The sequence below is a fragment of the Vibrio sp. R11-SG3-ISO9 genome, assembly GCF_059834255.1.
Map to the genome: position 1 here is coordinate 38470 of NZ_JCBDGU010000038.1, position 20190 is coordinate 58659.

Annotated in this window: 13 protein-coding genes; 6 read left to right on the plus strand and 7 right to left on the minus strand. The window is 46.5% G+C overall.

Going from position 1 to position 20190, the window contains the following annotated elements:
- Positions 1 to 15 precede the first annotated feature (15 nt).
- A complete protein-coding gene (gene torD, locus AC6R05_RS11830; protein ID WP_500647462.1) occupies positions 16 to 663 on the minus strand; it encodes a molecular chaperone TorD in 648 nt (215 codons plus the stop codon).
- A 256-nt stretch (positions 664 to 919) separates the two neighbouring features.
- On the opposite strand from torD, the gene torR reads away from it, so the two are divergent.
- Positions 920 to 1633 carry a two-component system response regulator TorR gene (gene torR, locus AC6R05_RS11835; RefSeq protein ID WP_500647463.1) on the plus strand — a complete coding sequence of 238 codons (714 nt, stop codon included), beginning with the start codon at positions 920 to 922 and terminating at the stop codon, positions 1631 to 1633.
- A gap of 130 nt (positions 1634 to 1763) precedes the next feature.
- Here torR and elyC read toward each other — a convergent pair whose 3' ends face one another.
- Complete coding sequence (elyC, locus tag AC6R05_RS11840) at positions 1764 to 2642, minus strand: envelope biogenesis factor ElyC (protein WP_500647464.1); 879 nt, start codon at positions 2640 to 2642, stop codon at positions 1764 to 1766.
- A gap of 115 nt (positions 2643 to 2757) precedes the next feature.
- Here elyC and cmoM point away from each other — a divergent pair, with 115 nt between their 5' ends.
- The 5 genes from cmoM to fdhF all read left to right on the plus strand — a co-directional run bounded on the left by cmoM (position 2758) and on the right by fdhF (position 14675).
- Complete coding sequence (gene cmoM, locus AC6R05_RS11845) at positions 2758 to 3540, plus strand: tRNA uridine 5-oxyacetic acid(34) methyltransferase CmoM (protein WP_500647523.1); 783 nt, start codon at positions 2758 to 2760, stop codon at positions 3538 to 3540.
- Between the two features lie 136 nt (positions 3541 to 3676).
- The gene (gene mukF / locus AC6R05_RS11850) at positions 3677 to 5014 is read left to right on the plus strand and encodes a chromosome partition protein MukF (protein ID WP_500647465.1); all 1338 of its coding nucleotides are present in this window, start codon (positions 3677 to 3679) and stop codon (positions 5012 to 5014) included.
- Positions 4995 to 5759 (plus strand): chromosome partition protein MukE, encoded by a 765-nt coding sequence (mukE, locus tag AC6R05_RS11855; protein ID WP_032549429.1) that lies wholly within the window; start codon positions 4995 to 4997, stop codon positions 5757 to 5759. Before mukF ends, mukE begins: the two co-directional genes overlap by 20 nt.
- Complete coding sequence (gene mukB, locus AC6R05_RS11860) at positions 5756 to 10210, plus strand: chromosome partition protein MukB (RefSeq protein WP_500647466.1); 4455 nt, start codon at positions 5756 to 5758, stop codon at positions 10208 to 10210. Before mukE ends, mukB begins: the two co-directional genes overlap by 4 nt.
- A gap of 238 nt (positions 10211 to 10448) precedes the next feature.
- Positions 10449 to 14675 (plus strand): formate dehydrogenase subunit alpha, encoded by a 4227-nt coding sequence (gene fdhF, locus AC6R05_RS11865; RefSeq protein WP_500647467.1) that lies wholly within the window; start codon positions 10449 to 10451, stop codon positions 14673 to 14675.
- A gap of 110 nt (positions 14676 to 14785) precedes the next feature.
- On the opposite strand, the gene AC6R05_RS11870 is transcribed toward fdhF, so the two are convergent.
- The 5 genes from AC6R05_RS11870 to cmoA all read right to left on the minus strand — a co-directional run bounded on the left by AC6R05_RS11870 (position 14786) and on the right by cmoA (position 20183).
- The gene (locus tag AC6R05_RS11870; RefSeq protein WP_500647468.1) at positions 14786 to 15751 is read right to left on the minus strand and encodes an alpha-L-glutamate ligase-like protein; all 966 of its coding nucleotides are present in this window, start codon (positions 15749 to 15751) and stop codon (positions 14786 to 14788) included.
- Positions 15752 to 15754: 3 nt separating this feature from the next.
- Positions 15755 to 17260 carry an inactive transglutaminase family protein gene (locus AC6R05_RS11875; RefSeq protein ID WP_032549424.1) on the minus strand — a complete coding sequence of 502 codons (1506 nt, stop codon included), beginning with the start codon at positions 17258 to 17260 and terminating at the stop codon, positions 15755 to 15757.
- A 17-nt stretch (positions 17261 to 17277) separates the two neighbouring features.
- Positions 17278 to 18015: an ATP-dependent zinc protease family protein gene (locus tag AC6R05_RS11880; protein WP_150871840.1), complete on the minus strand. Its 738-nt coding sequence runs from the start codon at positions 18013 to 18015 to the stop codon at positions 17278 to 17280.
- Between the two features lie 231 nt (positions 18016 to 18246).
- Positions 18247 to 19218, minus strand: coding sequence for a tRNA 5-methoxyuridine(34)/uridine 5-oxyacetic acid(34) synthase CmoB (gene cmoB, locus AC6R05_RS11885; protein ID WP_032549422.1), 972 nt, complete (start codon positions 19216 to 19218; stop codon positions 18247 to 18249).
- A 236-nt stretch (positions 19219 to 19454) separates the two neighbouring features.
- Positions 19455 to 20183, minus strand: a complete 729-nt coding sequence (gene cmoA, locus AC6R05_RS11890) for a carboxy-S-adenosyl-L-methionine synthase CmoA (RefSeq protein WP_500647469.1) — start codon at positions 20181 to 20183, stop codon at positions 19455 to 19457.
- Between the last annotated feature and the right edge of the window lie 7 nt (positions 20184 to 20190).

A 20190-nucleotide genomic window follows, 5' to 3' on the forward strand; every position in this document is an offset into this window, starting at 1 on the left:
TAGTCATTAGTGAATTTATTCACCAGCCAAATATTGCGCATCAAGTTTACAGAAAGCGGCTAGCAATTCTGCAACACAAGCGTAAAAACCAAACTCATCAAATTCACGGCATTTCGTTGCAAATTGTGGAACCCAGCTGAGAAGTTGTTGTTCAACAAATTCATGCTGTGTAGTGAAAGCTGCTTCTAATTCTTGCTCGCTCTCGAGGTCGTTTGAACGAATGATAATGTTGCCTAGGAAGTCCAACTCGATGGCTAGGTGATCAGCAGGCTCTTTTAGGTCTTGGTTTACGGCGATTCCGTAAGACGCCATGATGGCTTCCATGTCTTGAGCTGGCTTGGCGTTCAGCAGGCCGCTCTTGTCTAAGTAAATAGAAGCGTACGGTAGAGCACCGTATTTGTCTGACTTAAGGAACAACTCGCAAAAATCTGACGAAAGCTCCAGTTGAGCGTCTTCACGATTCTGCAATCGGTTAAGTGCATCTACTAGGTTATTGATTGCTGGCTTAAGCGTCTCATTGTCGCCAAGACCAGTTAAAAACGAACGAATCTCAACCGAGTGGTAGTTATCCAGTTCTTCTTGAGTCAGCTCTTTTGCGAACAGGCTCGATAGCCACCAGTAGATTTCAGCTCGTTGTTCATTGAACGCTTTCGTTTCTTTCATCTCAATAATCCTAATATCGTCTTTCGTAATATCTGCGGTACGAAGGCTTGCTAACGGTTGTATTTGCTAATTGCAAAGTCACTCGTTAGTAGTAATGCCTATATTGAATTGCGATGGAGGTTAAATAGCAAGGTTTAAGATTGTCTTGTATCAAAAAAAATTCAGGTTTCTGGCTTTTATCTTGCGTACTACTAGAATTGTTACTAGTTATGAATAGAATGGTCACTGAAACTATTAAATAAGAAAAGTGGTGTAGATGAGCTATCACGTATTAGTCGTTGAAGATGATGTGGTAACCCGTAGTAAGCTGGTTGGATATTTCCAGAATGAGGGTTACACAGTAAGCGAAGCAGAAAGCGGCGCTCAAATGAGAAACGTTTTAGAAGAGAATAACGTTGACCTCATTATGCTGGACATCAACTTACCAGGCGAAGATGGATTGATGCTAACTCGCGAATTACGCAGTCAATCAGACATTGGGATTATTTTAGTTACTGGACGCACGGATAGCATCGACAAAATTGTAGGCCTAGAGATGGGCGCAGATGATTATGTTACTAAACCATTCGAACTTCGCGAGTTACTGGTTCGAGTGAAAAACCTACTTTGGCGAATTTCTGCAGCTCGCAAGTCACCAGCAGGTGCCGCTGAGCAGGCGGATGACGAATCTATCGTTCGCTTTGGTGAGTGGACATTTGATATTCCTCGCCGCGCTCTGAGCAAAAACGGTGAGCCGGTGAAATTAACCAAAGCAGAATATGAGCTATTGGTTGCGCTGTCTTCATACCCGAATCAAGTATTAAGCCGTGAGCGAATCTTAAATATGATTAGCCACCGCGTTGATGCGCCAAACGACCGTACCATTGACGTGTTGATTCGTCGTATGCGTGCCAAGATGGAGTTTGATCCGAAGAACCCTCAAATCTTTGTGACGGTTCATGGTGAAGGCTACATGTTTGCTGGCGATTAACGCTTAGAATTAAAATGCTCAACAAGCGAAATTGAAAAAGCCGAGATATTCAGTATCTCGGCTTTTTGTTTATGGAATCAGCTTGAAAACAACATAGGCCATTAGTAATGGTCATTCATGTTATACAGCATTAGTGTGCTGGCTGTGCGCCGCTCGTTGGTATTGCACCAGAGGTTGTAGCATTCTCTTCTTCATCAAGCATCGATGGCTCGGAGATTACGACTGGCTCGCCCATTTCAGAACTTTGGTTATCTAGCCAGTCGCGCAGTGATTGCCAAACTAAGCCCATCGTTTCGTGCCAGTAGCGCTCGGTTTGCTCCAAGTAAATTGCTTTTGGCATGTACTTGTTCCAAGGCTGCTCTATGCCTTCTTGAGCTAAGAAATTGGTTGGCGCAGGAATTGGCTTGATACCAGCGTCATGGAACTCGTTAAGAGCTCGCTGCATATGGCTAGCGGAAGTCACTAGTACCATTCGCTTGTTTTTTACAAACGCTGCAGCCTGACGTGCTTCTTCCCATGTATCTTTGGCTGTCTCAAGCAAGATAATATCAGGCTTGGCTACGCCTAATGCTAGGGCAACCTTGGCCATCATACGTGCGTTACTAACTTCAGTACCACCACCATAGCCAGATAGAATCAACTTAGCACCCGGGTAGATTCGTTGAATGCGAATACCTTCACTCAGTCTCATTAGGCCCGTTCGGCTAAGTTCAGACGTTGGTGGGATTTGGTCATCCACCACATGGCCGCTACCCAACACCATCACGTAATCGACAGGTTCATTAGTCGGTAAGAATGCGGTGTATTGGCGTTCCATTGGCATAAGAAGTTGGCTAGAAACAGGTTGGAACGCGATAAGGAAAATGCCACATAATGCAGACAGCGTGATAAGGCACCCTGTTTTACGTTTTGTAGTGAACATAACAAGGGCTAAGCCCAGAAAAGCGAGAATTAACATTGCTGGCAGTGGCATCAACAGTGAAGACACTACTTTTTTCAGCTCAAACATATCCGAATAGTCCGAAAAAACATCACTTAGTACTAAAAAGAGACATCGCCTCTTTATTCCTGAAATTCCTGTGACAGAATAGCAGGCACGATAGGACATGATAACCCAAGTAGCTGTGACTGAAGACCGTAATTTCGACGATATTGCCCACAAATTTGCAAAAAATATTTACGGCTCTGACAAAGGAGAGATCCGTCAGATCATCGTATGGGAAGATTTAGAGCAAGCGTTAAGCACATTCAAAACCGATGAATCACCTTTGCATATTCTGGATGCAGGAGGTGGTTTAGCTCAGATGTCGCAAAAGATAGCTGGCTTGGGGCACAAAGTGTCGCTGTGTGATCTTTCTTCTGAAATGTTGAAACTAGCACAGCAAGATATTGATAAAGCCGGCTTGCTTGAACAGTATCGATTTATTCACTCTCCGGTTCAAAACATTGTACAGCATATGGATGAGCCCGTGGACATGGTGATGTTTCATGCTGTGATGGAGTGGTTAGCCGATCCAAAAGAGGCTTTGGATATCCTGCTTAAGCAAGTTAAACCGGGTGGCGTGGCATCAATTATGTTTTACAACCATCACGGATTAGTCCTTAAAAATGTGATTTGTGGCAATATTCCTCATGTATTAAATGGGATGCCACATCGAAAACGGTTTAAGCTGCAACCCCAAAAAGGTTTGAAGCCTGAAGAAGTCTATCAATGGATAGAAGAGGCGGGTCTTGAGATTAAAGGAAAGTCGGGCATTCGCTCGTTTAGCGATTACATAGGTAACATGGAGTACATGGGCGACTATCAATTCGAAGACGTGCTTGAGCTTGAGAAGCAGCTATGTCGCCAAGAGCCTTACCTCTCTTTAGGTCGTTATATTCACGTTTGGGCGCAAAAACCAGAATAAAAAAGCGGAGAATGTGGTACAAGAGTTGCCATCGCATTCCTAGGCTACAGTCGACAATCTGATAGCCCGCGTTATAAAGAAAAGGCGTAGCACCGACATCTGCTCGGTGTTACAAAGAACAGTTACAGGAACCACAATGAGTGAAATGACTCAAACTGCCGAAGAGCAGCCAATTGATGAGTTGGTGGGCTGGGTCAAGCAGCATGATTTTTCATTAAATTTGCCGCCTGAGCGATTGGCATTTCTAATTGCTATCGCAGTACTAAGCAACGAAAGGTTCGATGAAGAGTTAGGTGAGGGTGAACTGCACGACGCGTTTACCATTGTCACTCGTCTGTTCGAAGATACCGGCGAAGCCTCAGCGTTTCGCGCAAACAACGCAATCAATGAACTGGTAAAGCAGAAATTGATTAGCCGTTTTACCAGTGAGATTACCGATGGTGCGAGCATTTATCGTCTATCGCCGCTCGCAATTGGTATTTCAGATTACTACCTACGCCACCGCCAATTCTCGAAGTTGAAACTATCGATTCAGCTATCGATGGTTGCTGACGAGATGGCGAAGGCCATTGAAGCCGCACAAAAAGGCGGAACGCCGGGTCACTGGCGTAAAAACGTTTATGGCGTCCTAAAATACTCAGTTGGTGAGATCTTTGACCAAATCGATCTTAACCAACGCGTAATGGATGAGCAGCAACAGACTGTTAAACAACAGATTGCGGACCTTCTTAACAAAGATTGGCGTGAAGCGATCAATAACTGTGAAGCTCTGTTATCTGAAACCTCTGCAACGTTAAAAGAGCTTCAAGACACCTTACAAGCGGCTGGTGATGAGCTACAGACACAGATTCTTGATATCCAAGAGATTGTTTATGGTGATGACGAGCTAGAGTTCGTTGGTGAAACCCTATTCGGTCTGCAGATGAAGCTAGACCGAATCACAAGCTGGGGCCAGCAAGCCATCGATCTATGGATTGGTTACGACCGCCACGTACATAAGTTTATTCGTACTGCCATCGATATGGATAAGAACCGAGCGTTCAGCCAACGACTGCGCCAATCGGTAACCGATTACTTTGATGCGCCATGGCTATTGGCGTATGCCGATGCCGAGAAGCTCACAGACCTACGTGATGAGGCGCTAGTGCTTCGTGACGACGAGGTAATGGGTCAAGCGCCACTCGATGTAGAGTACGAAGAATTTGAGCAAGTGAACGATTACCTCTCAGATAGAATTGCTGAGATGTTGAAGGTTCACAAACAGCAAGGGACGCCAATCGACCTTGGCCTAGTACTGCGAGACTACCTTGCAGAACACCCTCGCACACACCATTTTGATTTAGCCAGAATTGTTGTCGACCAAGCGGTGCGCTTAGGTTACTCAGAGTCTGACTATCAGGCGATCCAACCTGATTGGCAGGCAATCAACGATTTCGGTGCAAAGGTACAAGCAAATGTCATTAACAAGTACTGATGATTACATGCCAGAGAAACTGGTAAAAGCGATTGCGAACCCACTGTTCCCAGCGCTTGATAGCATGCTGCGTTCAGGTAAGCATATTTCAACAGAAGACCTAGATAATCACGCACTGTTGTCAGATTTCGAACTGGAGCTTCAACAGTTTTACCAACGCTACAATACCGAGTTGGTAAAAGCGCCAGAGGGCTTCTTCTACCTACGTCCTCGTTCAACCTCTTTGATTGGCCGAAGCGTACTATCAGAGCTCGATATGCTGGTGGGTAAGGTGTTGTGTTTCCTTTACCTAAGCCCTGAGCGCTTGGCTCATGAAGGTATCTTCACCAACCAAGAGCTGTTCGAAGAGTTGATGGCTCTTGCTGATGAAAAAAAACTGATGAAGTTGGCAACCAACCGTGCTTCTGGTTCTGATTTAGACAAAGAGAAACTGTTCGAAAAAGTGAGAACCTCTCTGCGTCGTCTACGCCGTATCGGCATGCTTATCTCAATCGGTGAAACGGGCAAATTCCGTATTAGTGAAGCGGTATTCCGCTTTGGCGCAGACGTACGCGTGGGTGACGATATGCGCGAAGCACAACTGCGCCTAATCCGTGACGGTGAAGCCGTGGTTCATACTCAAGAACCAAACCAAGGTAGCTTGCTTAACGAAGAGCAAGAAGAGGCAGAACAAGATGCTCAACAAGACATTTTCGGTGACGAAATCATGAGCAACGAACAGAAAAAAGAAGAAGGTGAAGCATGATTGAAAGAGGTAAGTATCAATCGCTAACCATGGTTAACTGGAACGGCTTCTTCGCACGTACTTTTGACATCGATGGTTTGGTGACAACCCTTTCTGGCGGTAACGGTGCGGGTAAATCGACTACGATGGCCGCGTTTATTACGGCATTGATCCCTGACCAAACCCTGCTTCATTTCCGAAACACAACGGAAGCGGGTAGCTCACAGTCATCTCGTGATAAAGGCTTATACGGTAAGCTACAACCGGGTGCGTGTTATGCCGCTCTTGATGTGGTTAACTCGCGAAATCAGCGCCTATTGTTTGCAGTTAAGCTTCAACAAGTAGCTGGTCGTGACAAAAAAGTAGACATCAAGCCGTTCTTAATTCAAGGCCTTCCAAGCCATGTGAAGCCAACGGATGTACTGATTGAAAACGTATCGGACAGCCATGCGCGCGTATGTCAGCTTAATGATGTAAAAGCAGCGGTTACTCAGTACGAAGGTGCTCACTTTAAAGCGTTCTCTTCTATCGTTGATTACCATGCTCAAATGTTCGAGTTTGGTGTTGTGCCTAAGAAGCTGCGTAACAGTGGCGACCGTTCTAAGTTCTACCGTCTGATTGAAGCATCTCTGTACGGTGGTATCTCAAGTGCAATTACGCGTTCATTACGTGATTACCTATTGCCACAAAACGGTGGCGTAAAGAAAGCCTTCCAAGATATGGAATCGGCTCTACGCGAAAACCGAATGACACTAGAAGCGATCAAGACAACACAGTCGGATCGTGATTTGTTCAAACACTTGATCACAGAGTCAACTAATTACGTGGCAGCAGACTACATGCGCCATGCGAACGATCGTCGCAATAAGCTTGATCAGACGATGAAGCTACGTGGTGAGCTGTTCGGCTCTCGTGAAACCTTGCTTGAACAGAATAACTTGCTTAATCGCGTGCAAGAAGAGCTTGAGCTGCTAGTTGAACAAGAATCTTCGCTTGAACAAGATTACCAAGCGGCTTCAGACCATCTACAACTTGTACAAACAGCGTTGCGCCAACAAGAGAAGATTGAGCGCTACAGCGAAGATCTTGAAGAGCTTAGCGAGCGTCTAGAAGAGCAGATGATGGTCGTTGAAGAGGCGCAAGAGCGCGTTCTTCTTGCGGAAGAGCAGGCGACCATTACTGAAGAAGAAGTGGATAGCCTGAAAACGCAGCTTGCTGACTACCAACAAGCATTAGACGTTCAGCAGACTCGTGCCTTGCAGTACCAACAAGCGGTACAAGCGTTGGAGAAAACCAAACAGTTATTGGATGATGAGTCTATTACTGCGGAAGGTGCGTTGACGCTGGTGTCTGAGCTTAAGGCTCAAGAAGAGCAAAGCACACAAACTCTACTGGCGACCAAGCACAAGCTAGACATGTCTTCAGCGGCTTCAGCGCAGTTTGAAAAAGCATTGTCACTGGTTAAGAGCATTGTACGTACGGTAGAGCGTAGTGAAGCATCACAAGCGGCTAAACAAGCGCTTGATAAAGGTCGTAACGCAAAACACATTGTTGAAAACGAACAGCAATGGCGAGCTCAGCATCGTGATATGGCTCGTGATGTGGCGCAACAGCGTCAAGCAAAAGAGCTGGCTGAAGAGTACCAGAAGCAACACAACACTCAGCTGAATGATGAAGCGGTCTTTGAAGAAGAACGTGAACGTCATGCAATGCAGATCGAAACGCTTGAGTATGCTCAAGAAGAGTTGCGTGAAGCGAAGAGTGAAAAGCGTCGTGTACAGCATAACCACGATCAAGAGATTCAAAAGCTTGAAGCGATTGCACCTGCGTGGATTACAGCAAACGACGCACTAGATAGTCTTCGTGAGCAAACGGACGCTGAACTTGAAGATAGCCAAGCTGTGATGACTCAAATGCAGCAAGTGCTTGAAGATGAAAAAGCACAGTCTGTCGCGAAAGATCAATTGGCAAAACGTCGCAGCGAACTCGAACTTGAGATTGAGCGTCTGGCTTCACCTGGTGGTTCAAACGATCCTCGTTTGAAAGGCCTAGCAGATACTCTAGGCGGCGTACTTCTGTCAGAGATCTACGATGATATTACGATCGACGACGCACCATACTTCAGCGCAATGTACGGTCCTGCTCGTCACGCGATCGTGGTATCGGATCTTGACGGTATTAAAGAAAAGCTGGTGGATCTTGAAGACTGTCCAGAAGATCTGTACATCCTTGAGGGTGACGTTGACGCATTTGACGACAGTTCATTTAATGCCGATGAACTCGAAGGTGCAGTGTGCGTTCAGTTAAATGATCGCCAAATGCGTTACTCACGTTTCCCAGATATCCCGTTGTTTGGTCGTGCGGCACGTGAACAGCGTCTAGAGAAGCTGCGCGAAGAGCGTGATGTAGTCGTTGAAAACCATGCGAAAGCTGCCTTTGACTCTCAGAAGCTAAATCGTCTATACCAAGCGTTTAATACGTTTGTTGCGAAACACTTGCATGTCGCATTCAATGCTGATCCTGAGCTGGCGTTGGCATCGGTACGTGATAAGCGTAACCAAATTGTTCGTGCCCTAGCTGAGTTGGATGCGAAAGAGCAGCAGCAACGTAGTCAGCTTGCACAGAGCAAACAAGCATTAGCTGCTTTAGACAAGCTAGCACCTATGGTTCGTATTTTAGAAGACGAAACCTTAGCAGAGCGCTTGGCTGAGCTAGAAGCGCAACTGGAGCGTTTAGGTGAAGCGAAATCTTACCTGAGCAATCACGGTAAAGCGCTGCAAAACCTAGAGCAAATCGTGACTGCCCTAGATGCAGACCCAGAGCAGTTTGATGTACTGGAAGCGGAATACAAGCAAGCAGACCAAGCACTGCAAGCCTTGAAGGCGAAGGTGTTTGCACTGTCTGATCTCATTGAACGTCGTCACTATTTTGCTTACTCAGACTCAGTAGATTTGCTGAACAAGAGCAGCGAATTGAGCGAGCAGCTAAAAGCGAAACTGGTTCAAGCTGAACAAGCACGTGCTAAAGGTCGTGATGGCTTGAAGCAAGCTCGTGAGCAAATGAACCAATACAACCAAGTATTGGCGGCTCTGAAGAGCTCACACCAAGCGAAACTAGAAACGGTTCAAGAGTTCAAACAAGAACTTCAAGAGTACGGTGTGAATGCCGACGAAGGTGCTCAAGAGCGCGCTGTTCGTCGTCGTGATGAACTGCAAGAGCGTTTGCATACGTCACGTAGCCGTAAGAGCGAATACGAGCGTACCATCACTTCAACTGAGCTTGAGATGAAGTCTCTGGCTAAGCGTCTGAAGAAGGTACAGAAAGAGTACGTTGAGCTGCGTACTTTTGTGGTTGCAGCAAAAGCGGGTTGGTGTTCAGTACTTCGTTTGGCTCGTGAAAACGACGTTGAGCGTCGTCTACACAAGCGTGAACTGGCTTACCTATCGGCTGGTGAACTGCGTTCTATGTCGGATAAATCTTTGGGTGCACTGCGTTTAGCTGTTGCCGATAACGATGATCTGCGTGATGCACTGCGTCTGTCGGAAGACAATGCGCACCCAGAGCGTAAGGTTCTATTCTACATCGCTGTGTACCAACACCTACGTGAGCGTATCCGTCAAGACATTATCCATACTGATGATCCAGTAGAAGCGATCGAAGAGATGGAAGTGGAGCTTGCGCGACTGACGGAAGAGCTAACACAACGTGAAAACCGCCTAGCGATCAGCTCTGAGTCGGTAGCAAGCATCATTAAGAAGACGATTCAGCGTGAGCAGAACCGAATTCGAATGCTTAACCAAGGTCTATCGAACATCTACTTTGGTCAGGTTAAGGGCGTGCGCTTGAATGTGAAGATCCGTGAGAGTCATGAGATCTTGCTGACTGGTCTTGCTTCTCAACAGGAGCAGCACAAAGATCTGTTTGAAAGCTCTCGCTTTACCTTCTCTGAAGCAATGGCGAAGCTGTTCCAGCGCGTGAACCCACATATCGATATGGGCCAACGCTCACCACAGGTACTAGGTGAAGAGCTGCTTGACTATCGTAACTACCTAGAGCTAAGCGTTGAGGTAAACCGTGGTTCAGATGGTTGGCTACAAGCTGAGTCAGGTGCGCTATCAACAGGTGAGGCGATTGGTACTGGTCAATCTATCCTATTGATGGTTGTTCAAAGCTGGGAAGAAGAGTCACGTCGCCTGCGCAGCAAAGACATCGTTCCATGTCGCCTGCTGTTCTTGGATGAGGCAGCGCGTCTGGATGCGAAGTCTATCTCTACTCTGTTTGAGCTGTGTGACCGTCTTGGCATGCAACTTCTAATTGCAGCGCCGGAGAATATCAGTCCAGAAAAGGGCACAACCTACAAACTGGTTCGTAAGGTATTTAAAGATCACGAACACGTACACGTTGTAGGATTGCGCGGCTTTGCTCAAAACAGAACAGAGTCACCAGTTCAAGAACTGATTGAAGAAGCGTAACAAGCGCGAGTGAATAGCAAACAATAGATAACTAAGCCCCTTTTCGAAGGGGCTTTTTTTGTGTCCGAAACAGTCCTCATTAAATCCCTTCATACTTTATGGTTAATGTCAATGGAACGAGTTTGCGGTCACACGCACAAAACCACAAATAATGTATGGTAATAGTAACCACGATGGAATATTAATAATATTGTATTACTTAATTGTTCATTTAGATGCTGTGTAAGGAAGGTTCACTATGATTCAGATTGTGATTGACGGTAAACACCGCATTGTCGAGCAGGGGCAAACTGTGCTCGAGGCTGCGAATACATGTGGTGTTGATATTCCATCGCTGTGTGGATTGAACCGCTCTGGAGAAAAGATACCTTGTGACCTATGCGTTGTTGAGGTTGAAAGTGGAGGAATGCAACGAGCCTGTGAACTGGACGTCTACCAAGGTTTAACCGTTAACACGCAATCTGAGCAAATCAGTCAACATCGCCATCGCGCACTAAATCGAATCATGTCTGATCATTATGCCGATTGTGAAGCACCTTGTCAGACGGCTTGTCCCGCTGGCGTTGACATCCAATCCTACCTGCATCACATCGCACAAAACGACTCATTGAAGGCGATAGAGGTCATCAAACAAACCTTACCTATGCCATTGTCGATTGGCCGCGTATGCCCAGCTTTCTGTGAAACTGAATGTCGCCGCAACTTAGTTGACGACTCAATTGCGATACGTCAGTTAAAGCGCCACGCTGCGGATATCGATTTAGAAGCGCAAGAAAGCTACACGCCACCTAAGAAACCGGACAATGGAAAGCGGGTCGCGATTGTGGGAGGTGGGCCGGGTGGGTTGACGGCTGGCTACTATTTGGCGAATGAAGGCTATCAAGTTGTTGTCTATGAGTCGATGCCTAAAGCTGGTGGCTGGTTGCGTTATGGTATTCCTGAGTATCGTCTACCAAAGTCAATTCTAGACAAAGAAATTGAGTTGATGTGCCGTAACGGAATGGTGATTGAATGCGATAAGAAGCTTGGTGAAGACTTTTCGCTGTCGAGTCTATCGCAAGACTTTGATGCGGTTTGTTTAGCCGTTGGGGCTTCCAGTGCAGTAGAGATGAATTATGCGGGTAGCGATTTAGAGGGTTGTTACCTCGGTGTCGACTATCTGAAGGATTACGTCACTGATCAACAATATACAACAGGCAAAAAAGTAGCGGTCATCGGTGGCGGTAACACCGCGATAGACTGTGCTAGAACGGCGGTCAGAGCAGGGGCTGAGACAACACTGATTTATCGTCGGACTCGAGACGAGATGCCAGCCGAAGATTACGAAATCGAAGAAGCTGAACACGAGGGCGTTAAATTCCACTTTCTGACCAACCCTGCGGAAAATATTGCAGACGACAATGGTCGCGTTAAAGCGATTCGTTTAGAGCGAATGGAACTGGGGGCACCAGATGCTTCAGGACGACGAAGCCCGAAAGCAACTGGAGAGTTTTTCACAGAAGTATTCGACACTGTGATTGCAGCGGTATCCCAAAAGCCAGACTTGAGCTTCATGACCGATGAGTCTTTAGAAATTCCACTCACTCGTTGGAATACTGCTGATGCCAACCCAGATACCATGCACACAGGGGTAGGCAATATCTTCAGTATCGGCGATTTTAGACGTGGACCAGCAACAGCGGTTGAGGCTGTTGGAGATGGTCGTATTGTTGCTCAGGCGATAGACCGTTTCTTTAGCGGCACTATGACACAGTTACCAGTGAAGCCTTTCAATTCACGCAAAGAGAAGCAATTAAAAGCAGTTGAACGGCAACAATATCAAGCGATTCAAAGTGTCGCCCGAAAGATTATGCCTGAGCTAAGCGCAGAGCAGCGTGAACAAAGCTTCGATGAAGTTGAACTCGGTTTCACCAACGCTGATGCGATTGAAGAAGCGCAACGTTGTCTAGAGTGTGGTTGCCAAGCGAACACTCAGTGTGACCTGCGAGACTACGCGACAGAATACCAAGCTGTGCAAATATTCAATGATTATAAGGTCGATGTTACGGATGATGCGGTCTGGCAAGCAGTAAAAGCTAAGCAAGGGAATAGTAGCCAGCAACCACGACATAAGTTTGAAGTGGATGCGAGTTCAGAGTTCATCGTCTTTGATGCCAATCGATGTATCAGCTGTGGTCAGTGCATTCAAGCGTGTAGAGAGCAGAATGTTCATGGTGTCTTAAGCTTCATGTGTGCACAAAATGGGAAGCCAAGCTCTAGGCCTGAACTTAGACCGAATTTTGGTCCGAATCAGACGCTAATGGGCGACTCTAATTGCGTTCAGTGTGGCGCTTGTGTCCAAGCGTGCCCGACGGGAGCAATGGTGGATGCTCGCTACAAGCAACAAGGCAGGACGGATAACCTGAAGAAAGTCGATACTATCTGCACCTATTGTGGTGTGGGTTGCAAGCTCACTATGCATGTTGACGAATCGGTGAATAAGATTTGTTATGTGGAAGGCGCTAGCTCGCCAGTCAATGAAGGCATGTTGTGTGTTAAAGGTCGTTTCGGGTTTGATTTCGTCGGTAGTGACGAGCGACTTACAACACCTTTGATTCGTAGAGATGGTTGGCTACAACCTGCTAGCTGGGAGGAAGCTATTCGTTTGGTTGCCGATAAGTTTTCCGCTATTAAGAAAGGTGTTGGCAGTCAGGCGCTAGCGGGCTTCTCTTCAGCAAAAACCACTAATGAGGACAATTACGCTTTTCAAAAATTCATCCGTCGAGAGCTGGGGACAAACAACGTCGATCATTGTGCACGCCTTTGCCACGCCTCCACAGTCACCGGGCTTGAGGCGTCACTGGGCAGCGGTGCGATGACTAATGATATTCCGAGTATCAAACACTCCGATGTTATCTTTATTATCGGCTCGGATACCACATCGGCACACCCGATCATTGGTTCTCACATTAAGCAGGCCGTGCGACATGGCGGTGCACGATTGATTGTTGCTGATCCTAAGCGCATCGATATCGCCGACCATGCCGAACTTTATCTAGCTCATCGACCAGGGACTGACGTGATGCTGCTTAACGGTGTGATGCAGCAGATCATAAAGCATGGTTGGTACGATCAAGAGTATATTGACGAACGCGTCGATGGTTTTGATACCTTGCTGCAAGAGGTTATGTCACCGAGTTATTCGCTCGACAAAGTGGAACTGGTCACGGGTGTCAAAGCAGAAGACATCTTCGCCATGGCGCGATTGATAGGCACAGCTGAGCGCACAGCCGTCTATTACTCAATGGGTATCACTCAGCACACCACTGGACACGATAACGTACGCTCTATCGCTAACCTGCAACTGTTGTGCGGGAACATCGGCATTGAAGGTGGTGGCATTAACCCACTACGTGGTCAATCGAATGTTCAGGGTGCGTGCGACATGGGCGCATTACCAAACAATCTTCCGGGTTATCAAAAGGTCTATAATCCACTCGTTCGTAAGAAATTTGAGATGGAATGGGATATTGCTGAATTGCCTGCTGAGAGCGGTTTAACACTCACTGAAATCATTGATGGCGCGTGTAATCGTGAAGTCCGTGGACTGTACGTGATGGGGGAAAACCCAGTGCTGAGTGATCCAAACCAAGCCCATGTGATTGAGGGGCTTGAGGCGCTCGATTTTCTGGTGGTGCAAGATATCTTCCTGACTGAAACAGCTCAATACGCGGATGTTGTCCTGCCATCATGCTCATTTGCTGAAAAGTCTGGGCATTTCACCAACACGGAGCGTCGTGTGCAGCGTATCAATCCTGCGGTAAAACCGCCGGGTGAAGCGAAAGAGGATTGGGCAATCATTCAAATGCTGGCTAATGCTATGGGAAGCGATTGGAATTATCAGTCAGTAGCTGATATTACCAATGAGATTGCTCGTGTAACGCCACAATATGGCGGGTTGCGTTGGGAGAACATTACGATAAACGGCATTCAGTGGCCAAGTAACAAAAACAACCCTGACGGTACTCGTATTATGCACCAAACTCAGTTTACGCGGGGGAGAGGGCAGATGGAGGCGATTCCATTTAGATACGCTGCAGAGCTGCCGGACGAAGAGTATCCTTTAGTACTGACTACAGGACGTATCCTTGAGCAATTCCATACTGGGACTATGACTCGTAAAACGAAAGGGTTGGACAATTTGGCGGGGCCTAGAGCTATGATCAGTGTGTATGATGCTGAGGTGCTTAATATTAACAATGGTCAAATGCTGAAAGTATCAACACGTCGTGGCGAAATTGAGATCGCTGCATTTGTTACTAAGCGTATGCAGAAAGGTGTAGTGTTTATTCCGTTCCACTTTGTGGAGTCTCCGGTGAATCGTCTAACGACAACAGCAACAGACCCACATGCGAAGATCCCTGAATTTAAAGTCGCAGCTGTTAAGGTCGAACCCGTATTCACCGAGCAGAGTGTTCACGTGTGATGTTTGAAAGTACCTAAAAGTACAGAACACAAAAAAGCCGCATAGTTAGACTATGCGGCTTTCGTTTTATTTGATAGCACTAATGTTGTTGTTGCTTTTGACTGCTGCTCTTATTCGACGTGTACACCAAACTGCTTAGCAGCATACGCAACACGCTCAGCAGGTTTCGGGTACTCACCTGGTGTGCCCAAGTTTTCGATGTGATGAAGACGTGGCAGCAACCCAGCCCCGTTAGCAATCTGAATCGCCAGCCCTGGACGAGCGTTCAACTCAAGCACCATTGGGCCTTCTTCCTCATCAAGTACCATGTCAGTACCCATGTAACCAAGGCCTGTCATTTCCCAAGCACTCGATGCCAGAGTCAGCAACTTTTCCCAGTGAGGTACCTGTAGTAGGGCAAGCTCTTTACCTGTATCTGGGTGATGGGTGACGGGTTGGTCAAATTGCACGGCTCGTACAGCTTTACCAGTGGCAATATCAATACCCACGCCTACCGCACCTTGGTGAAGGTTAGCTTTACCATCGGAAGCCGATGTTGATAGACGCATCATTGCCATTACAGGGTAGCCTTTGAATACGATGATACGTACGTCAGGCACCCCTTCGTAACTGAAGCCGTCAAAGCAGCTGTCGAACTTAATTAAGTTCTCAACCACCGCCACATCGTTTTTACCACCCAACGAGAATAGACCCGCAAGTGCGTTACTGATGTGGCGTTCAACGTCCTCTTTACCAATCGTCGAACCGGATGGTTTGGTATAAACGCCGTCTTTGTGAGAGGTGATAACTAAGATACCTTTACCACCACTGCCTTGTGCTGGTTTGATTACAAAACCTGGCCAGTCTTGAACCATCTTGTGGATAGTCTTCACTTCCGCTTGGTGACCAATCACACCAATCAGTTTAGGTACGGTAGCACCCGCTTGTTCAGCGATGATTTTGGTTTTTAGCTTGTCATCTACCAAAGGGTATTTGGAGCGATCATTATAGCGACCAATATAACTATGGTTACGCTTGTTCATCCCCATGATGCCTTTGTCTTTCAACTTAAACGGCGATGTAAACTGTTCAAACATAACTTAATCCTCCGCTAGCGGTTTAAAGCGACGTAGCTCAGTTAAGCGGTAACCTGTGTAAGTACCTAGTAGTAAGATGCCGCCTAGGACAATAAGTTGTAGACCAATAAAGTTAAACGTTAAGTGCTGAATGAATGGGTTGGTCATTGCCAAGTAAACAAGAACAGCAGTCAGTAGCGAGCCACCACCTTGTAGCACAACCTCTTTTGCACCTTCTTCTTCCCAAAGGATAGACATACGTTCGATAGTCCAAGAAAGGATGATCATTGGGAAGAACGTAATCGATAGACCTTCAGTTAAGCCAACCTTGAACGCCACAACCGTAAAGATAGAAATAATCATGATTACGGTGATAATTACCGCGGATATCCGTGCGACCAGCAGTAAGTTAAGTTTAGATAGATAGCTACGAATTACTAGACCCGTACCAACGATAAGTAGGAAACCGACAATACCTGTCACCAGCTGTGTCTGTACGAACGCTACAGCAATCAGAACAGGCATGAAGGTACCTGATGTCTTCAAGCCGACGATAACACGCAAGAACACAACAATAAGCGCACCAATTGGAATCAGCATGATGGTCTTAAACATCGCTTGTTCTTCAAGTGGCAAGCTGTGGATCGAAAGGTTCAGTAGTTGGTCAGCTGAAATCTTGCTGTTTGTCGCTTCAGTTGGAGTCACCTCTTGAGCAATCATTGAGAAGTGAACTTTACTGTTTTGACCGCCGACAACGTCTAGTAGTGAAACGTTTGATTCATCCCAGATCAGTAGGTTTGGCTGAACTTGTTGTTGGCTAGATTCTGGAGAGAAAAGCACCCATTGGTTTTTGTCCCAAATCTGAATCATATGTTGGATAGATTGGCGACGACGGCCATCTTCTAACTCGATAACACCAACAACCTTTGAGTGGATTCCAGCAAAAGAAAGTAACTTGTGTGCTGCTTCCACTTTATCCATGTTGTTGAGGATAAGCGCTGAGTTTTGGCTGTCTGGATCGTTAAGTGTTTTAACAAGCTCACGAGTGAAAGTGAGGTTGTCTGCAGAGCGCTGAGTTGCGCGGTCGATAAGGGCTTTCGCTGCTGCTTCTTCAGGGCCGTCAAAGCTTGGCGTTGCCACTTCACCTTCTGGTGGTACGGCATTAACTTGCGCTTGAGGGTCAACTAAGAATTGAGTTTTGTAGTAAATTGTCTGTGCGCCGCTAGCGTGACGGATAGACCACTCAGCTCGACGACCAGTGTCGGTCGTCACGTAAGAGATACCATAGCCTGGTGAGGAAGCGGATTCACCGATGAGTGTGTAGTTTGATTGCGTGTGTGGAGCCGCTAGCGATACTTTCGCTTCTTGGTCCATGGCGTTGAACTCGATTCGAGCCTCAACGTCCCACACTTGTCGGGTTTCCCCTGGCGTCCATGGCACGCCGTAGGTCGTGTGTCTGAACACACTCAATGCAATGCCGGCTACGATGAGTAGCACGATCGAAATATAAAATGGGATTCTTGACGTCATAGCTTACCCTACTATTGTTATTTATCTTCCGTTTGTACGTACTTTTTACTTACATCCACTAGAGCGATGTCTTTGATAAATTCACGCCCTAGTAATACAGGGTGACTCATTTGAGAGCGATCCGCCAATGTAAATTGCGCTTTTTCATGGATTTTTCCAACTTTCACCCATAATTCGATCACAGCTCTACGTTCTGTCTCGTCGCTGGTCGATTGGCGAATCTTCACGTAGCGTACAACGGGTGCTTCAATCCACTTTTGATCTTCTGCTGGTTGCGATTTATCAGCTAGGTGAAACTTCACCCAGTTCTTGCCATTGCGCTCAAATTCTTTGATATCTACTGCATTCAACGACGAAGTTGTAGCACCTGTATCTACGCGAGCATCAAACTTCTGCTTGATTGACTCAATCGTAACTTTTTCAATGGCACCGAGAATGGTTGGTTGCTCGTTTGAAACAACTGGGACTCGAGTGACAATCACTTCTTCCTCTTCGATCTCTTCGACCTGTTGTTTTTCTAGAGTAGTTAGGTGAACTTCAACTTCATTGGATAACGCAATGATTTCTTCTTCTAGACTCTCGATGTAGTCACTTTGATTGCTCAGTTGAAGCTCTAAGTTTTGAACTTTATTTGCGATGTTTGTCTCTGATTTAGCGATAGCATCCAGAGTTTCTTGATGATAAGCCGCACCGTTAGTGAGAGTACAGCCAGAGAGCAAACCAACCGCCAGAATAGGCGATAATCGCTTAAACATATAAAAACCTTTGAAATTAGAAAATAGTTCAGACTATTGAATAGTTTAGCCCACAAAAAAGGATGCGTGAAGCATCCTAATGTTAGCGTCTGGTCATATTGACAGGCTATGTTTGCCTACAGCCAATTATCATTCGACGAAATAGCTCATTCATTGAGCACTCTGCGGATTTTATCCAATTTCGAGTCTTCTTTCGTCAAATGCTTGTCAGCGTCTTTGGTTTTTCAACGCTTAAGGCTTAGTTGCAACTAAAACGGCACGGCGTGGTGCTGGATGCCCTTCAACTGTTTTACTTGGGTCATTTGGATCCAAGTAATCAGGTAGTGAGTTGTGCGTCATCCACTCGGTAGTGCGTTGCTCACCAACTGTTGTTACGTTTTCATCGACAATACGTACGTCTTTAAAACCCACTTGCTCTAGCCAGCGTTTTAGAGCGCGAGCCGATGGGAAGAAGTACACGTTACGCATTTGTGCATAGCGGTCTACTGGCACAAGTACCGCGTTTTCATCACCTTCGATAACCAAAGTTTCTAGCACTAGCTCACCACCAGAAACCAACTGATCTTTAAGTTGGATTAGATGATCAAGTGGAGAGCGGCGGTGGTAGAGCACACCCATGCTAAATACCGTGTCGAACGCTTCCAGTTTTGGTAGTTGCTCGATGCCGAGTGGTAATAGGTGGGCACGCTGGTCGCCGCCCATAAGTTTACGAATTGCTTCGAACTGAATTAAGAACAGGTGAGAAGGGTCGATACCGACAGTCAGTCGAGCACCTTCACCCAACATACGCCACATGTGGTAGCCGTTGCCGCAACCAACATCAAGTACGCTGCGGTTTTTCAATGGTGTGATGTGTGGAAGAACACGGTCCCATTTCCAGTCGCTGCGCCACTCAGTATCAATATGAATACCGTGAACCGTGTACGGACCTTTGCGCCATGGGTGGAACGTTTTCAGCAGGTTTTCTAGTTTCTTCAACTCACCGTCGTGAAATGGTGTGTCGTTAGTCAGCGTAACAGAGTTCTTTAGGTCAACTTGATCCGGTGCACCTTGTGGGATCTTGTTTAAAGCACGCAGCCAGCGGTCGAAGTCTCCGTGCTCTGCATTTTGCCAATCCGTTAACTGTTGAGGAAGAATATTTAGCCAAGGTTGCAGACGCGTATCTTGAGCAATGAGTTGGTAAAAATTGGCAAAATTAAACATTAGAACAAGTTCCTAAATTTTGTTTCCCGAGGCTATCGTCATCCTCGAGCGCGAGTCGACGAGTGCATCGGGGAGCTATAAATAGATGCTAGAGTGGTTTGTTGAGGGCGCTTTCTGAGTCGCTCGACACTCATAAAAAATACTAGTGATTAAGCTAAAGCAAAAAAGAGATTCCCTATCACGTTCGTTCCTCACTGTAGGGAATGACGGGGATTCTTCAGTATCAATTAGCTAGACTACTTAACCGCAAACATTGAGCCGAAGTTAAAGCACTGGAACCAAACTTCGTGGCTAGAGAACCCAATCTTATAGAAGCGCTCTTTATGCATTTGAATTGAATCTGGGCGCATCACGTTTTCGATGGCGCTACGTTTTTGGCTCACTTCCAACTCGCTATAACCGTTTGCACGCTTAAAATCGTGGTGCAGGTCAATCAGTAGTTCGTTTGCGTTCTCATCTTCAAAGACATACTTTTCAGACAAGATCAGCACACCACCAGGACGAAGTCCAGCATAGATCTTCTCGAGCAGTGCAAAGCGATCTTCTGGTGAAAGAAACTGCAGTGTGAAGTTGAGGACGACCACGGAAGCATCAGTAATTTCGATTTCGCGAATGTCCGCTTCAATCACTTCTACAGGAGTATCGCTACGGTAAGCATTAACGTGAAGCTTACAACGCTCTACCATGGCTTCGGAGTTATCGACTGCGTAGATTGTACAGCCTTCTTGCTGAATGTGACGGCGCATAGACAGTGTCGCAGCACCCAAAGAACAACCTAGGTCGTAGATATTTGAGTGTGGTTTCACAAAGCGCTCGGCCATCATGCCGATAGCAGAAATGATGTTGCTGTAGCCTGGAACGGAGCGTTGAATCATATCTGGGAATACTTCTGCAACCCTTGCATCAAAGGTGAAATCACCAATTTTATCAATAGGAGCGGAAAAGATAGTGTCTTTGTTGCTCATAGCGTTC

What these genes read in the sequence shown, in the direction of transcription:
- torD (WP_500647462.1), bottom strand. Translation starts at nt 663, where the DNA reads ATGAAAGAAACGAAAGCGTTCAATGAACAACGAGCTGAAATCTACTGG.
- torR (WP_500647463.1), top strand. Translation starts at nt 920, where the DNA reads ATGAGCTATCACGTATTAGTCGTTGAAGATGATGTGGTAACCCGTAGT.
- elyC (WP_500647464.1), bottom strand. Translation starts at nt 2,642, where the DNA reads ATGTTTGAGCTGAAAAAAGTAGTGTCTTCACTGTTGATGCCACTGCCA.
- mukF (WP_500647465.1), top strand. Translation starts at nt 3,677, where the DNA reads ATGAGTGAAATGACTCAAACTGCCGAAGAGCAGCCAATTGATGAGTTG.
- mukE (WP_032549429.1), top strand. Translation starts at nt 4,995, where the DNA reads ATGTCATTAACAAGTACTGATGATTACATGCCAGAGAAACTGGTAAAA.
- mukB (WP_500647466.1), top strand. Translation starts at nt 5,756, where the DNA reads ATGATTGAAAGAGGTAAGTATCAATCGCTAACCATGGTTAACTGGAAC.
- fdhF (WP_500647467.1), top strand. Translation starts at nt 10,449, where the DNA reads ATGATTCAGATTGTGATTGACGGTAAACACCGCATTGTCGAGCAGGGG.
- AC6R05_RS11870 (WP_500647468.1), bottom strand. Translation starts at nt 15,751, where the DNA reads ATGTTTGAACAGTTTACATCGCCGTTTAAGTTGAAAGACAAAGGCATC.
- AC6R05_RS11875 (WP_032549424.1), bottom strand. Translation starts at nt 17,260, where the DNA reads ATGACGTCAAGAATCCCATTTTATATTTCGATCGTGCTACTCATCGTA.
- AC6R05_RS11880 (WP_150871840.1), bottom strand. Translation starts at nt 18,015, where the DNA reads ATGTTTAAGCGATTATCGCCTATTCTGGCGGTTGGTTTGCTCTCTGGC.
- cmoB (WP_032549422.1), bottom strand. Translation starts at nt 19,218, where the DNA reads ATGTTTAATTTTGCCAATTTTTACCAACTCATTGCTCAAGATACGCGT.
- cmoA (WP_500647469.1), bottom strand. Translation starts at nt 20,183, where the DNA reads ATGAGCAACAAAGACACTATCTTTTCCGCTCCTATTGATAAAATTGGT.